This is a genomic window from Streptomyces diversicolor, assembly GCF_057537855.1.
On the sequence record NZ_BAAJXA010000009.1, the window covers coordinates 65281 to 79716 of the forward strand.

Sequence of the window (14436 nt, forward strand, 5' to 3'; positions counted from 1 at the left end):
CGCCAGAGTCAGCGAGAACAGCGGAAAAGTCCTGGTCAGCCTCCATCAGGCCGGACATTTGAGACATATTGCCCCGGATTTGAGGATGTATTCAGGCTCAAGGCGGCCCGGCGGCGCTCCTCAGCGCCCCGTCACGGGACTCAGGCACCCGCCACACCGGCCCGGATCGCGTCCGCGAAGCGTTCCGCGGCGCCCCGCAACGCCCCGACCTCGGGACCGTGACGAAGAACACTCCGGCTGATGTGCGGCACGACGTTGCGCACGGCCGGCCCGAAGAGCCCGGGCAGATCCGCCGGGCTCGCCCCCTGGGCGCCGATGCCCGGCGCCAGGAGCGGCCCGTTGATGTCGAGGTCGTAGGCCGACAGATCGCCGAGCGTCGCGCCCACGACCGCGCCGAACGAGCCGAGCGGCGTCGCGCCGGCGTTCTCCGCGGCGAGGTGGGCCAGCATCGTCGCGCCGACGGTCCGGCCGTCCGCGCGCACCGCGTGCTGCACCTCGGCGCCCTCCGGGTTGGAGGTCAGCGCCAGCACGAACACACCCGTCCCGTGCTCCCGCGCCAGGGCGAGGGCCGGGCTCAGCGAGCCGTAGCCGAGGTAGGGCGAGACGGTCAGGGCGTCCGAGAACAGCGGCGCGTCCGGGTGCAGGAACGCCTCGGCGTAGCCGGCCATGGTCGAGCCGATGTCCCCGCGCTTGGCGTCCATGACGACCAGGGCACCGGCCGCGCGCGCCTCCCGCACCGACGCTTCCAGGACGGCGATGCCGCGCGAGCCGAAGCGCTCGAAGAACGCGCTCTGCGGCTTGAGGACCGCGACCCGGCCGGCCACCGCCTCGACGACCGTGCGGCTGAACCGCTCAAGACCGGCGACGTCGTCGTTCAGGCCCCACTCGGCGAGCAGGGAGGCGTGCGGGTCGATGCCCACGCACAGCGGGCCCCGCTCGTCCATGGCGCGGCGCAGCCGGGCGCCGAAGGGTTCGGCCTGTGTGGCAGGCGGCCCGGACGGACTCGCCGAGGGCCGCCGGCCGGGTGACGGGTGGGCACTCATGCGGCTGCCTTCCTCACATCGGCGCCGACCGCGTCGGCGAGGGTGGCGTACGGGCTGGTGCGAAGGCGGGCGGCGAGGCCCTTGTGGACGGCGCGGCTCCAGAAGGGCCCCTCGTAGACGAAGGCGCTGTAGCCCTGGACCAGGGTCGCGCCGGCCAGGATGCGCTCCCAGGCGTCCTCGGCGTTCTCGATGCCGCCGACCCCCACCAGGGTGATCCGGTCACCCACGCGCGCGTATAGGCGGCGCAGCACTTCCACAGCGCGTGCCTTCAGGGGCGCTCCCGACAGTCCGCCGGTCTCCTTCACGAGCGCCGGGTCGCACGCAGGGCCGAGGCCGTCGCGGGCGATGGTGGTGTTCGTGGCGATGATGCCGTCCAGGCCCAGTTCCACGGCGAGGTCGGCGACGGCGTCGACGTCCTCGTCGGCGAGGTCGGGCGCGATCTTCACCAGCAGCGGCACCCGGCGGCCGGGCACCGCGCGGTCGGCGGCCCCGCGGACCGCGGTGAGCAGGGGGCGCAGTGCCTCGGTGGCCTGCAGATCGCGCAGCCCCGGCGTGTTGGGCGACGACACGTTCACGACCAGGTAGTCGGCGTACGGGGCCAGCCGCTCGGCCGACTTCACGTAGTCGGCGACCGCGTCCTTCTCGGGGACGACCTTGGTCTTGCCGATGTTGACGCCCACGACGGTCCGGAAGACGGGTTCGCGCGCGGCCAGCCGGGCGGCGACGGCGAGCGAGCCCTCGTTGTTGAACCCCATGCGGTTGATCAGCGCCCGGTCGGCGACGAGCCGGAACAGCCGCTTGCGCGGGTTGCCGGGCTGCGGCTCGCCGGTCACCGTGCCGATCTCGACGTGGTCGAAGCCGAGCATCGCCATCCCGTCGATCGCGACGGCGTTCTTGTCGAAGCCGGCGGCGAGGCCGAACGGGCCGTGCATGCGCAGCCCGAACGCCTCGGTGCGCAGTTCCTTGTGGCGGGGTGCGAGGGCGGCGGCGAGGAACGTGCGCAGCACCGGGACGCGGGCGGCGAGACGGATCCAGCGGAAGGCGAGCCCGTGCGCCCGCTCCGGGTCCATCCGGGTGAAGACGAGTCGGAAGAAGAGCTTGTACATGTGGATGTCCTCGTGGAGAGCCCCGGCGAGGGGCCCAAGAAGAGGGGGACACCGTCTCCGGTGTCCCCCTCGGGGCTGCTAGTCGCGGGCCGCGGTCAGGTGGTGCGCGTGTTCCTGGAGCGAGCGGACGCCCACGTCGCCGTGGGTGAGCGCGTCGATGCCCTGGACCGCCGCGGCGAGCGCCTGGACCGTCGTCAGACAGGGCACCGAGCGGGCCACCGCGGCCGTGCGGATCTCGTAGCCGTCGAGGCGGCCGCCGGTGCCGTAGGGCGTGTTCACGATGAGGTCGACCTCCCCGTCGTGCACGAGCTGGACGATGGTCCGCTCGCCGTTCGGGCCGGTGCCCTCGGACTGCTTGCGCACGACCGTGGCGTTGATCCCGTTGCGCTTGAGGACCTCGGCGGTGCCGGAGGTGGCGAGCAGTTCGAAGCCGTGGGCGACCAGTTCCCGGGCCGGGAAGATCATGGAGCGCTTGTCGCGGTTGGCGACCGAGATGAACGCGCGGCCCTTCGTCGGCAGCGGCCCGTACGCGCCCGACTGCGACTTGGCGTACGCCGTGCCGAAGACCGAGTCGATGCCCATGACCTCGCCGGTGGAGCGCATCTCCGGGCCGAGCACGGTGTCCACGCCCCGGCCGTGGATGTCCCGGAAGCGCGACCAGGGCATGACGGCCTCCTTGACGGAGATCGGCGCGTCCAGCGGCAGCTCGCCGCCGTCGCCGTGCGCCGGGAGCAGCCCCTCGGCGCGCAGTTCGGCGACGGTCGCGCCGAGCGAGATCCGGGCGGCGGCCTTGGCCAGCGGCACCGCCGTCGCCTTCGAGGTGAAGGGGACCGTGCGGGAGGCGCGCGGGTTGGCCTCCAGGACGTACAGGATGTCGCCGGCCAGCGCGAACTGGATGTTGATCAGGCCGCGGACACCGACGCCCCGGGCGATCGCCTCCGTCGAGGCGCGCAGCCGCTTGATGTCGAAGCCGCCGAGGGTGATGGGCGGCAGCGCGCACGCCGAGTCGCCGGAGTGGATGCCGGCCTCCTCGATGTGCTCCATGACCCCGCCGAGATACAGCTCCTCACCGTCGTAGAGCGCGTCGACGTCGATCTCTATGGCGTCGTCGAGGAACCGGTCGACGAGCACCGGCCGGGAGGGACTGATCTCGGTGGACTCGGCGATGTAGGAGGCGAGACGGGTCTCGTCGTAGACGATCTCCATGCCGCGTCCGCCGAGGACGTACGAGGGCCGCACCAGAACCGGGTAGCCGATCTCGTCGGCGATGGCCTTCGCCTCCGCGAAGGCGGTGGCGGTGCCGTGCTTGGGGGCCGGCAGACCGGCCTCCGCGAGGACGCGGCCGAAGGCGCCGCGGTCCTCGGCGGCGTGGATCGCCTCGGGCGGGGTGCCCACGATCGGCACCCCGTTGTCCTTGAGTGCCTGCGCGAGGCCGAGCGGGGTCTGGCCGCCGAGCTGCACGATCACGCCGGCGATCGGGCCGGCCTGCGACTCCGCGTGGACGATCTCCAGTACGTCCTCCAGCGTCAGCGGCTCGAAGTAGAGGCGGTCGGAGGTGTCGTAGTCCGTGGAGACGGTCTCCGGGTTGCAGTTGACCATCACGGTCTCGTACCCGGCGTCGGACAGCGCGAAGGACGCGTGCACGCAGGAGTAGTCGAACTCGATGCCCTGGCCGATCCGGTTGGGTCCGGAGCCCAGGATGATCACCGCGGGCTTCTCGCGCGGCGCGACCTCGCTCTCCTCGTCGTAGGAGGAGTAGAAGTACGGCGTCCGGGCGGCGAACTCGGCGGCGCAGGTGTCGACCGTCTTGTACACCGGGCGGATGCCGAGGGCGTGCCGCACCTCGCGGACGACGTCCTCGCGCAGCCCGCGGATCTCGCCGATCTGCTGATCGGAGAAGCCGTGCCGCTTGGCCTCGGCCAGCAGGTCGGCGGTCAGCTCGGCGGCGGCGCCCAGCTCGTCCGCGATCTCCTTGATCAGGAAGAGCTGGTCCACGAACCACGGGTCGATCCGGGTGGCCTCGAAGACCTCCTCGGGCGTGGCGCCCGCCCGGATGGCCTGCATCACGGTGGTGATCCGGCCGTCCGTGGGGCGCACGGACTGCGCGAGGAGGGCGGTCTTGTCGCCCGGATCGCCGACGAACGTGAACTGGCTGCCCTTGCGCTCCAGGGAGCGCAGCGCCTTCTGGAACGCCTCGGTGAAGTTGCGGCCGATGGCCATGGCCTCGCCGACCGACTTCATGGTGGTGGTCAGCGTGGAGTCGGCGCTCGGGAACTTCTCGAAGGCGAACCGCGGCGCCTTGACGACGACGTAGTCGAGGGTCGGTTCGAAGGAGGCCGGGGTCTCCTGGGTGATGTCGTTCGGGATCTCGTCGAGGGTGTAGCCGACGGCGAGCTTGGCCGCGATCTTGGCGATCGGGAAGCCGGTCGCCTTGGAGGCGAGGGCCGACGAACGCGACACGCGCGGGTTCATCTCGATGACGATCACGCGGCCGTCCTCGGGGTTCACCGCGAACTGGATGTTGCAGCCGCCGGTGTCCACGCCGACCTCGCGGATCACAGCGATGCCGATGTCGCGCAGGATCTGGTACTCGCGGTCGGTCAGGGTCATCGCCGGGGCCACGGTGATCGAGTCACCGGTGTGCACGCCCATGGGGTCGAAGTTCTCGATGGAGCAGACGACCACGACGTTGTCGTGTCTGTCGCGCATCAGCTCCAGCTCGTACTCCTTCCAGCCGAGGATCGACTCCTCCAGAAGCACCTCGGTGGTCGGGGACAGCGTGAGGCCCTGGCCGGCGATGCGGCGCAGTTCGTCCTCGTCGTGGGCGAAGCCGGAGCCGGCGCCGCCCATGGTGAAGGAGGGCCGCACGACGACCGGGTAGCCGCCGAGTTCGTCGACGCCCGCCAGCACCTCGTCCATGGAGTGGCAGATCACGGAGCGGGCGGACTCGCCGTGTCCGGTCTTGCGGCGGACCTCCGCCACGACCTCCTTGAACCGGTCGCGGTCCTCGCCCTTGTGGATGGCGTCCACGTGGGCGCCGATCAGCTCGACGCCGTACTTCTCCAGGACGCCGTTGTCGTGCAGCGAGATCGCGGTGTTGAGGGCCGTCTGACCGCCCAGGGTGGGCAGCAGGGCGTCGGGGCGCTCCTTGGCGATGATCTTCTCGACGAACTCCGGGGTGATCGGCTCGACGTAGGTGGCGTCGGCGATCTCCGGGTCGGTCATGATCGTCGCCGGGTTGGAGTTGACGAGGACGACGCGCAGTCCCTCGGCCTTGAGCACCCGGCACGCCTGCGTGCCGGAGTAGTCGAACTCGGCGGCCTGGCCGATGACGATCGGACCGGAGCCGATGACCAGGACGGACTGGATATCGGAGCGCTTAGGCACGCTGGCCCTCCATCAGGGATACGAAGCGGTCGAACAGGTAGGCGGCGTCGTGCGGGCCCGCTGCCGCTTCGGGGTGGTACTGGACGGAGAAGGCGGGCTGGTCGAGCAGTTGCAGCCCCTCCACGACGTCGTCGTTGAGGCAGACGTGGGACACCTCGGCGCGGCCGAAGGGCGTCTCGCTGACCCGGTCGAGCGGCGCGTCCACGGCGAAGCCGTGGTTGTGCGCGGTGACCTCCACCTTGCCGGTCGTACGGTCCTGCACCGGCTGGTTGATGCCCCGGTGGCCGTACTTGAGCTTGTAGGTGCCGAAGCCGAGGGCGCGGCCCAGGATCTGGTTGCCGAAGCAGATCCCGAACAGCGGCGTGCGCCGTTCGAGGACGGCGGTCATCAGCGCGACGGGGCCGTCGGCGGTGGCCGGGTCGCCGGGCCCGTTGGAGAAGAACACGCCGTCGGGCGCGACGGCGTACACGTCCTCGGGGGTGGCGGTGGCGGGCAGCACATGGACCTCGATGCCCCGCTCGGCCATGCGGTGCGGGGTCATGCCCTTGATCCCGAGGTCGATCGCGGCGACGGTGAACCGTTTCTCGCCGATCGCCGGGACGACGTACGCCTCCTCGGTGGCGACCTCCTCGTAGAGGCTCGCGCCCTTCATGTGCGGCTGCGCCCGCACGCGCGCGAGGAGGTCCGCGTCGGCGGCGATCGCGTCGCCGGAGAAGACTCCGGCGCGCATGGAGCCGCGCTCGCGCAGATGGCGGGTGAGGGCGCGGGTGTCGATCCCGCAGATGCCGACGACGCCCTGCGCGAGCAGTTCGTCGTCAAGAGAGCGCTTGGCGCGCCAGTTGGACGGCACGCGCGCGGGGTCGCGCACCGCGTAGCCGGCCACCCAGATGCGGCGGGACTCGTCGTCCTCGTCGTTCCAGCCGGTGTTGCCGATCTGCGGTGCGGTCGCGACGACGATCTGCCGGTCGTACGACGGGTCGGTGAGGGTTTCCTGGTAGCCGGTCATGCCGGTGGCGAACACGGCCTCGCCGAAGGTCTCCCCCATGGCCCCGTAGGCGCGGCCGCGGAAGATCCGGCCGTCCTCCAGGACGAGTACCGCGGGAGGCACCTCCTTCCTCTGCGAGGCGTTTCCCTTCGTGGAGGTCGTCATCGTTCGGCGCCTTCCGTGCTGTCTGTCTTGATCATGGAGTTGATGGCGTCGACCCAGTCGCCGTGCTCGGCCGCGCGGTCGGAGCGGAAGCCGGAGTCGATCAGCCGGTCGCCGTGCGCCCAGGTCACCACGAGCAGGCCGCCCTCGGTGAGGACCTTGCCCGCGATGCCCTTGTCGAGCCGGGCCTCGCGCAGCGCGCCGGCGGGGACGAAGAAGTCGGCGGCCCCCGGGCGTACGACGTCCAGGCCCGCGTCCGTCAGCGTCAGCTCGGCCCTGCTGCGGGTGCCCAGGCCGTGCGCCACGATGCGGTCGAGCCACTGCCCGGCGGTGGTGGAGCCGTGGTAGCGGCCGCTCATCGTCAGCCTGGCCGGGCCGGGGTCGTGCGGCGCGGGGTGCAGCGCGGGCAGGTCGCCCTGGAGGTGGCCGCGCCACTTCCAGCCCTCGCGCATCAGCCAGTAGACGAGCGCCACGAAGAGGGCGAGTGCGACAAGCCAGCCGATCCGGGCGGCCCAGTCGGTGACCGGGGCCGACTTCTGTTCGGCGGCGAGCGCGGGCACCAGTCGGGCCGCGAGCTGGGGTGCAGGTGTCACGTGAGTTTCCCGTCGACGAGCGTGGCCTTGCCCCGCAGCCACGTGTGGGTGACACGGCCCGGCAGCTCGCGGCCCTCGTAGGGGGTGTTGCGGCTGCGCGAGGCGAAGCCCGCGGGGTCCACCCGGCCACGGTATGCCGTGTCCACCAGGGTGAGGTTGGCGGGCTCGCCTGCCGAGACGGGACGGCCGTGCCCGGTGGCCCGGCCGATGCGCGCCGGTGCGCACGACATGCGCTCGGCGACGCCCGCCCAGTCCAACAGGCCGGTGTCGACCATGGTCTCCTGGACCACCGACAGCGCGGTCTCCAGGCCGACCATGCCCATGGCGGCCGCGGCCCACTCGCAGTCCTTGTCCTCGTGCGGGTGCGGCGCGTGGTCGGTCGCGACGATGTCGATGGTGCCGTCGGCGAGGGCCGCGCGCAGGGCCCGTACGTCGCGCTCGGTGCGCAGCGGCGGGTTGACCTTGTAGACCGGGTCATAGGAGCGCACCAGTTCGTCGGTGAGCAGCAGGTGGTGCGGGGTGACCTCGGCGGTGACGGCGATGCCGCGGGACTTGGCCCAGCGGACGATCTCCACGGATCCCGCGGTGGACAGGTGGCAGATGTGGACGCGGGAGCCGACGTGCTCGGCGAGCAGTACGTCACGGGCGATGATCGATTCCTCGGCGACCGCGGGCCAGCCGCCCAGGCCCAGCTCGGCGGAGACGACGCCCTCGTTCATCTGGGCGCCCTCGGTCAGCCGCGGCTCCTGCGCGTGCTGGGCGACCACGCCGCCGAACGCCTTCACGTACTCCAGCGCGCGCCGCATGATCACGGCGTCGTCGACGCACCTGCCGTCGTCGGAGAAGACGGTGACGCCCGCGGCGGACTCGTGCATGGCGCCCAGTTCGGCGAGCTGCTTGCCGTCGAGGCCGACGGTGACGGCGCCGATCGGCTGCACGTCGCAGTAGCCGTGCTCCCGCCCGAGCCGGTAGACCTGCTCGACCACGCCCGCGGTGTCGGCGACCGGGAAGGTGTTGGCCATGGCGAACACGGCGGTGTAGCCGCCCGAGGCGGCGGCGCGGGTGCCGGTCAGCACGGTCTCGGAGTCCTCGCGGCCGGGCTCGCGCAGATGGGTGTGCAGGTCGACGAGGCCGGGGAGCAGGACCTTCCCGGCGGCGTCGACGATCTCGGCGCCGTCGGCGCCCAGCCCGGTACCCACCGCGGCGATGGTCTCGCCGTCGATCAGCACGTCCTGCGGTGCGCCGCCGAGCACGTCGGCACCACGGATCAGGGTCTTGCTCATGGTTCTCACTTCTCCTCGGTGGTGCGGGCGTGGGTGACGGCGGGCTCGTTGCCGCCGAGCAGCAGGTAGAGGACGGCCATCCGGATGGACACTCCGTTGGCGACCTGTTCGACGGCGGTGCAGCGGTCGGAGTCGGCGACCTCGGCGGTGATCTCCATGCCGCGGACCATCGGGCCGGGGTGCATGACGATGGCGTGCTCGGGCATCCGCGCCATGCGGTCGGCGTCGAGGCCGTAGCGCCGGGCGTACTCGCGCTCGGTGGGGAAGAAGGCGGCGCTCATCCGTTCCCGCTGCACACGCAGCATCATCACCGCGTCGGACTTGGGCAGCGTGGCGTCGAGGTCGTAGGAGACCTCGCAGGGCCATGTCTCGATGCCGACCGGCAGCAGGGTGGGCGGGGCGACCAGGGTGACCTCGGCGCCCAGGGTGTGCAGCAGGTCGACGTTGGAGCGGGCGACGCGGCTGTGCAGGACGTCACCGACGACGGTGATGCGCCGGCCGGCGAGGTCCCGGCCGAGGCCGGCGTCCCGGCCGACCAGCCGGCGGCGCATCGTGAACGCGTCGAGCAGCGCCTGGGTGGGGTGCTGGTGGGTGCCGTCGCCCGCGTTGATCACGGCGGCGTCGATCCAGCCGGAGTTGGCCAGGCGGTAGGGGGCGCCGGATGCGCCGTGCCGGATGACGACGGCGTCGACGCCCATGGCCTCCAGGGTCTGTGCGGTGTCCTTCAGGGACTCGCCCTTGGAGACGCTGGACCCCTTGGCGGTGAAGTTGATGACGTCCGCGGACAGCCGCTTCTCGGCGGCCTCGAAGGAGATCCGGGTGCGGGTGGAGTCCTCGAAGAAGAGGTTGACGATCGTCCGGCCGCGCAGGGTCGGCAGCTTCTTGATCGGCCGGTCGGCGACCCGGGCCATCTCCTCGGCGGTGTCGAGGATCAGGACGGCGTCGTCGCGGGTGAGGTCGGCGGCCGAGATGAGATGGCGCTGCATCTGTCAGGCTCCGTAAGGCAGTTCAGGTATCGGGAGAATCCGGGCAGGCGTGGGCGCGGTGACGCGGCGCACGGCGTGGCGCGCGCGCCGACGTGCTACTGGTCGCCCGGGGCGGCCTGCTTGACGCCGAGCAGCACGGTGTCGCGACCGTCCTCCTCGGTGAGCTGGACCTTGACCGTCTCCCGCAGCGACGTGGGGAGGTTCTTGCCGACGTAGTCGGCGCGGATGGGCAGCTCGCGGTGGCCGCGGTCGACGAGGACCGCGAGCTGCACGGCACGCGGGCGCCCGATGTCGCCCAGGGCGTCGAGGGCGGCGCGGATGGTGCGGCCGGAGAAGAGCACGTCGTCGACGAGGACGACGAGGCGGCCGTCGATGCCGTCGCCGGGGATGTCGGTGCGGGCCAGCGCGCGCGGTGGGTGCAGGCGCAGGTCGTCGCGGTACATCGTGATGTCGAGTGAGCCGGCCGGAACCTTGCGGTCGGTGATCTCGGCGAGCTTGGCGGCGAGCCGCTGGGCAAGGAAGACGCCCCGGGTCGGAATGCCGAGGAGCACCACGTCGTCGGCGCCCTTGGCGCGCTCGACGATCTCGTGGGCGATGCGGGTCAACACCCGCGCGATGTCGGCCCCTTCGAGCACGGGCCGGGCATCGGACGCTTGCATGTCCATACGAAACGGACCTCCTTCTCCGCCTCACGGGACGGACCTTAAAGGACGTCGGAATTGCGCCATCCACCGTAGCAGGTCACCCGGAGCGCCCCGCTCACCCGATTGGCGCAATCGTTCGCCGGCACCACGGAAGAGTCGGTGTGGACCATTCGGCTTGACGCAGAAGTGTCACGCTGCGTAACCTCACAGTGAGTTACCAGCCGCGCGGCGGGAATCGCAGCCGGCCGCGTCGACACAGTGTCCGGGGAGCTATATGTCCAGCGAATACGCCAAACAGCTCGGGGCCAAGCTCCGGGCCATCCGCACCCAGCAGGGCCTTTCCCTCCACGGTGTCGAGGAGAAGTCCCAGGGCCGCTGGAAGGCAGTCGTCGTCGGCTCGTACGAGCGCGGCGACCGCGCCGTGACCGTGCAGCGCCTCGCGGAGCTGGCGGACTTCTATGGCGTTCCCGTGCAGGAACTGCTGCCCGGTACGACCCCGGGCGGCGCCGCCGAGCCGCCGCCGAAGCTGGTCCTGGACCTGGAGCGGCTGGCCACCGTGCCGGCCGAGAAGGCGGGTCCCCTGCAGCGTTACGCGGCGACGATCCAGTCGCAGCGCGGAGACTACAACGGCAAGGTGCTGTCGATCCGCCAGGACGACCTGCGCACACTCGCCGTCATCTACGACCAGTCGCCGTCGGTCCTCACCGAGCAGCTGATCAGCTGGGGTGTGCTGGACGCGGACGCGCGCCGTGCCGTGGCCGCCCACGAGGAGAGCTGAGCCGCTGAACGACTCAGCAGAAACGTGCCGCCGGGGTGGCCGGAACCTGATGGTTCCGGCCACCCCGGCGGTTTTTCCTGTCGTACGACCGTTCAGGGGTGCGGCGACCTGCGTGGATGGCCCGAGGGGCGCCCCAGCCGCCCTTCTGCCGCCTTCCCGCGGCGCCCATGCCCCAGCGGGCGGGAGCCGGGCTAGTCGCGCCGCAGGGAGGGCTTCAGCTCCTTGAGCCGGCCGAGCAGCCCGTTGACGAACGCGGGCGACTCGTCCGTGGAGAACTCCTTGGCCAGCTGCACCATCTCGTCCAGGACGACGGCGTCCGGGGTCTCATCGCCCCAGATCAGCTCGTGGGCGCCGAGCCGCAGGATGTTGCGGTCCACGACCGGCATCCGGTCGAGCGTCCAGCCGACCGAGTACTGGGCGATCAGCTCGTCGATGCGCTCCGCGTGCTCCGCGTAGCCCTCGACCAGCCGCATCGTGTACTCGCTCACCGGCGGCTGCCGCGGGTCGGTCCGCGAGAGCCGGATCCAGTCCGCGAGGACCGTCAGGACCCCGGCACCGCGCTGGTCGGCCTCGAAGAGAATCTGGAAGGCACGTTTGCGGGCCGTGTTGCGGGCAGCCACGGTTAGCTGTTCACCCGGCCGAGGTAGTCGCTCGTGCGGGTGTCGACCTTGATCTTCTCACCGGTGGTGATGAAGAGCGGAACCTGGATCTGGTGGCCGGTCTCCAGCGTGGCGGGCTTGGTGCCGCCGGTGGAGCGGTCGCCCTGGACGCCGGGCTCGGTCTCCTGGATGGTCAGCTCGACGGCGGCGGGCAGCTCCACGAAGAGCACTTCGCCCTCGTGCTGCGCGACGGTGGCCTCGAAACCCTCGATCAGGAAGTTGGCGGCGTCGCCGACGACCTTGCGGTCGATGTGCAGCTGGTCGTAGGTCTCCATGTCCATGAAGACGAAGTAGTCGCCGTCCATGTACGAGAACTGCATGTCGCGCTTGTCGACAGTGGCCGTCTCGACCTTGACACCGGCGTTGAAGGTCTTGTCGACGACCTTGCCGGAGAGCACGTTCTTGAGCTTGGTACGCACGAATGCCGGGCCCTTGCCGGGCTTGACGTGCTGGAACTCGACGACGGACCAGAGCTGGCCGCCTTCGAGCTTGAGCACCAGGCCGTTCTTGAGGTCGTTCGTGGAAGCCACGGTTGCGGAATCTCCTGGACTGACGTGGACGACCCCGGGGCACGAACCGAGCGGCGGCGGGACGTGCCTGCACCTCCCTGCGTTCGCTACAGCGCGAGCAGCTCCTTGGTCGTGATGGTGAGTAGCTCGGGTCCGCCGTCCGCCTCGGGGCGCACGACGAGCGTGTCATCGATCCGGACACCGCCCCGTCCCGGGAGGTGGACCCCCGGTTCGACGGTGACCGGCACGCAAGCGTCCAGTTTACCCATGACGGCGGGGCCCAACTGAGGGTCCTCGTCGATTTCGAGTCCGACGCCGTGTCCGGTGACCGGTGGCAGGCCCTCGCCGTAGCCCGCGCAGTCCAGCACCTGGCGGGCGGCGCGGTCCACGTCGCGGAACGCGGCACCGGGCGCCAGGGCCTCCCGGCCGGCCCGCTGGGCGGCGAAGACCAGGTCGTACAGCTCGACCTGCCAGTCGGCGGGTGACGTGCCGATGACGAAGGTCCGGCCGATCTCGCAGCGATAGCCCCGGTAGGCGGCGCCCAGGCAGACGGAGAGGAAGTCGCCCTCCTCGACCCGCCGGTCGGTGGGGCGGTGACCGCGGCGCCCGGAGTGGGGTCCGGTGGCGACCGAGGTCGAGAACGCGGGCCCGTCGGCGCCGTGGTCGACCAGGCGCCGCTCCAGCTCCAGCGCGAGGTGCCGCTCGGTGCGGCCCACCAGGATCGACTCAAGCAGCTCACCGAGGGCCTGGTCGGCGATCTCCGCGCCGATCCGCAGCAGCGAGATCTCCTCCTCGTCCTTGACGACCCGCAGCTGCTCGACGGCCGCGCCGAGATCGGTGAGGCGCAGACCGGGGGCGACCGAGGCGGCGGCCCGGTAGCGGGCCATGGTGAGGTGGTGTTCCTCGACCGCGAGGGTGTCGGCCCCCTGGCCGGCGGCGAGACCCGCGGCGGCCACGGCCGGGTCACCGCCGGGCATGGGCAGGACGTGCACGCGCAGACGCTCGTCCGGCCGCCCCTCGGTGGGGCGGTCGTCGGGCGGCTCGGCGCACACCAGCAGGTCCTCGCTGCTGCCGAGCAGCATGACCGCGCCCTGCGGGGCGGCGCCCGCCAGATAGCGCACATTGGCGGGGCGGGTGACCAGCGCCGCCGCGGTGCCGGCCGCGGTGCAGCGCTCCCTCAGCCGGGAGCGGCGGTTCGCGTACACCTCTGACATGAGTCGAGCCTAGAAGCGCCGACCGGATTGTGCCGGTCGGGAGGCTGCCGTTCGAGGGATCGGGGGGCGCAGACGGCCGTGTCCCGGGTGCCGGGCAGCCCGTCGTCGGGCACCGGCGAGGGGCGCGCCCGTCCCGGTCACCAGGTGGGCGGGCTCGCTATCGCCCTGGCCAGGACGTCGTTCAGGACGCGGGCCGTGCCGGGCACGTCCAGCTGGGAATTGTCGATGATCGGCAGCCCCGAGCCGTACCACCCGGCCATGCGGCCGTGGATGCGGGCGACCTCCTCGTCGGTCAGCCTGCGGTTGCCGGTGCGTTCGGCGTTGCGCTCCAGGACGATGTCGAGGCCGGGCAGCAGCACCACCGGGAGCAGGCCGGGGCCGACGTGCCGCTTCCAGCCGCCGAGGCCCACCACCGGACGGTCCGGGAACACGGCGTCGTCCAGGATGCAGGAGATGCCGTTGGCCAGGAAGTTGCGGGCGGCGAAGCCGCAGGTGCGGCGGGCCAGCCGGTACTGCGCCTCGGAGTGGTCGTTCCAGCCGGACTGCGGGTCGGCGAAGCCGGAGCGCACCCATTCGCGTACGTCGTCCAGGCTGATGTGGGCGGTGGGGACCCGTCGGTGGTCGGCCCAGTACTTGGCGACGCTCGTCTTGCCGGCGCCCGCGGGGCCGATGAGCAGCACGGCCAGCGTCGTGGTGGTGGCGTCCGGCGCGGTGGCGGTGGCGGGCGGTGTGCTCGGCGCGGGGACGGGGCCGCCGGGTGGCAGCGGCACATGCCCGGTGCTGTCCGGCACGGGCGGGGCGGGGGTGTGCCGCGGGGGTGCGGGCGGCACCGGTCCCGCGGGGGCGCCTGCGCCGGAGTAGCCCGGCACGGGTGGCGGTGGGGGTGCGGGTGCGGGACCCTGGTGGGCTCCCGCACCCGGGTGGTGTGCGGCCGGCGACCAGCCGGCGGCCGGTTCCTGCCCCGGCTGGTGGGGCTGCGGCAGCGGTGACCCCACTGCGTGCTGCATCCGGTGCCACTCCGTCTCGTTCCTTACGGGCTCGGTCCGCCGCTGGCCCTGGGCGCCGGCCGCGGAGTGCGAGCCCCCGC

Annotated in this window: 13 protein-coding genes; 1 reads left to right on the forward strand and 12 read right to left on the reverse strand. The window is 71.8% G+C overall.

The annotated features are described in order from the left end of the window. Nucleotides 1–140: 140 nt before the first annotated feature. The 8 genes from pyrF to pyrR all read right to left on the reverse strand — a co-directional run bounded on the left by pyrF (nucleotide 141) and on the right by pyrR (nucleotide 10210). On the reverse strand, nucleotides 141–1043 hold the full coding sequence (pyrF, locus tag AC27LF_RS12730) for an orotidine-5'-phosphate decarboxylase (protein ID WP_479656429.1): 903 nt from the start codon (nucleotides 1041–1043) through the stop codon (nucleotides 141–143). Next, the gene (locus AC27LF_RS12735; protein ID WP_479656430.1) at nucleotides 1040–2149 is read right to left on the reverse strand and encodes a quinone-dependent dihydroorotate dehydrogenase; all 1110 of its coding nucleotides are present in this window, start codon (nucleotides 2147–2149) and stop codon (nucleotides 1040–1042) included. Before AC27LF_RS12735 ends, pyrF begins: the two co-directional genes overlap by 4 nt. 78 nt (nucleotides 2150–2227) lie before the next feature. Further along, complete coding sequence (gene carB / locus AC27LF_RS12740; protein WP_479656431.1) at nucleotides 2228–5536, reverse strand: carbamoyl-phosphate synthase large subunit; 3309 nt, start codon at nucleotides 5534–5536, stop codon at nucleotides 2228–2230. Continuing rightward, nucleotides 5529–6686: a glutamine-hydrolyzing carbamoyl-phosphate synthase small subunit gene (carA, locus tag AC27LF_RS12745; RefSeq protein WP_479656432.1), complete on the reverse strand. Its 1158-nt coding sequence runs from the start codon at nucleotides 6684–6686 to the stop codon at nucleotides 5529–5531. Before carA ends, carB begins: the two co-directional genes overlap by 8 nt. After that, a complete protein-coding gene (locus AC27LF_RS12750; RefSeq protein WP_479656433.1) occupies nucleotides 6683–7276 on the reverse strand; it encodes a PH-like domain-containing protein in 594 nt (197 codons plus the stop codon). The genes carA and AC27LF_RS12750 overlap by 4 nt, the downstream gene beginning before the upstream one ends. Then, nucleotides 7273–8559, reverse strand: coding sequence for a dihydroorotase (locus AC27LF_RS12755; protein WP_479656434.1), 1287 nt, complete (start codon nucleotides 8557–8559; stop codon nucleotides 7273–7275). The genes AC27LF_RS12750 and AC27LF_RS12755 overlap by 4 nt, the downstream gene beginning before the upstream one ends. A 5-nt stretch (nucleotides 8560–8564) precedes the next feature. Continuing rightward, a complete protein-coding gene (locus AC27LF_RS12760; protein ID WP_479656435.1) occupies nucleotides 8565–9545 on the reverse strand; it encodes an aspartate carbamoyltransferase catalytic subunit in 981 nt (326 codons plus the stop codon). 95 nt (nucleotides 9546–9640) lie between these two features. Next, the gene (gene pyrR / locus AC27LF_RS12765) at nucleotides 9641–10210 is read right to left on the reverse strand and encodes a bifunctional pyr operon transcriptional regulator/uracil phosphoribosyltransferase PyrR (protein ID WP_388706891.1); all 570 of its coding nucleotides are present in this window, start codon (nucleotides 10208–10210) and stop codon (nucleotides 9641–9643) included. 253 nt (nucleotides 10211–10463) lie between these two features. On the opposite strand from pyrR, the gene bldD reads away from it, so the two are divergent. Then, a complete protein-coding gene (bldD, locus tag AC27LF_RS12770) occupies nucleotides 10464–10967 on the forward strand; it encodes a transcriptional regulator BldD (RefSeq protein WP_043498969.1) in 504 nt (167 codons plus the stop codon). 191 nt (nucleotides 10968–11158) lie between these two features. Here bldD and nusB read toward each other — a convergent pair whose 3' ends face one another. The 4 genes from nusB to AC27LF_RS12790 form a co-directional block, all read right to left on the reverse strand. Continuing rightward, nucleotides 11159–11587 (reverse strand): transcription antitermination factor NusB, encoded by a 429-nt coding sequence (gene nusB, locus AC27LF_RS12775; protein WP_479656436.1) that lies wholly within the window; start codon nucleotides 11585–11587, stop codon nucleotides 11159–11161. 2 nt (nucleotides 11588–11589) lie between these two features. Continuing rightward, nucleotides 11590–12156, reverse strand: a complete 567-nt coding sequence (gene efp, locus AC27LF_RS12780; protein ID WP_388706899.1) for an elongation factor P — start codon at nucleotides 12154–12156, stop codon at nucleotides 11590–11592. An 86-nt stretch (nucleotides 12157–12242) separates the two neighbouring features. Continuing rightward, complete coding sequence (locus AC27LF_RS12785) at nucleotides 12243–13349, reverse strand: aminopeptidase P family protein (RefSeq protein WP_479656437.1); 1107 nt, start codon at nucleotides 13347–13349, stop codon at nucleotides 12243–12245. Nucleotides 13350–13486: 137 nt separating this feature from the next. Next, on the reverse strand, nucleotides 13487–14356 hold the full coding sequence (locus AC27LF_RS12790; RefSeq protein WP_479656438.1) for a Pro-rich N-terminal domain-containing protein: 870 nt from the start codon (nucleotides 14354–14356) through the stop codon (nucleotides 13487–13489). Nucleotides 14357–14436 lie beyond the last annotated feature (80 nt).

Coding starts and splice junctions, on each gene's coding strand:
- pyrF (WP_479656429.1), bottom strand. CDS start 1,043: ATGAGTGCCCACCCGTCACCCGGCCGGCGGCCCTCGGCGAGTCCGTCC.
- AC27LF_RS12735 (WP_479656430.1), bottom strand. CDS start 2,149: ATGTACAAGCTCTTCTTCCGACTCGTCTTCACCCGGATGGACCCGGAG.
- carA (WP_479656432.1), bottom strand. CDS start 6,686: ATGACGACCTCCACGAAGGGAAACGCCTCGCAGAGGAAGGAGGTGCCT.
- AC27LF_RS12755 (WP_479656434.1), bottom strand. CDS start 8,559: ATGAGCAAGACCCTGATCCGTGGTGCCGACGTGCTCGGCGGCGCACCG.
- AC27LF_RS12760 (WP_479656435.1), bottom strand. CDS start 9,545: ATGCAGCGCCATCTCATCTCGGCCGCCGACCTCACCCGCGACGACGCC.
- pyrR (WP_388706891.1), bottom strand. CDS start 10,210: ATGGACATGCAAGCGTCCGATGCCCGGCCCGTGCTCGAAGGGGCCGAC.
- bldD (WP_043498969.1), top strand. CDS start 10,464: ATGTCCAGCGAATACGCCAAACAGCTCGGGGCCAAGCTCCGGGCCATC.
- AC27LF_RS12785 (WP_479656437.1), bottom strand. CDS start 13,349: ATGTCAGAGGTGTACGCGAACCGCCGCTCCCGGCTGAGGGAGCGCTGC.
- AC27LF_RS12790 (WP_479656438.1), bottom strand. CDS start 14,356: ATGCAGCACGCAGTGGGGTCACCGCTGCCGCAGCCCCACCAGCCGGGG.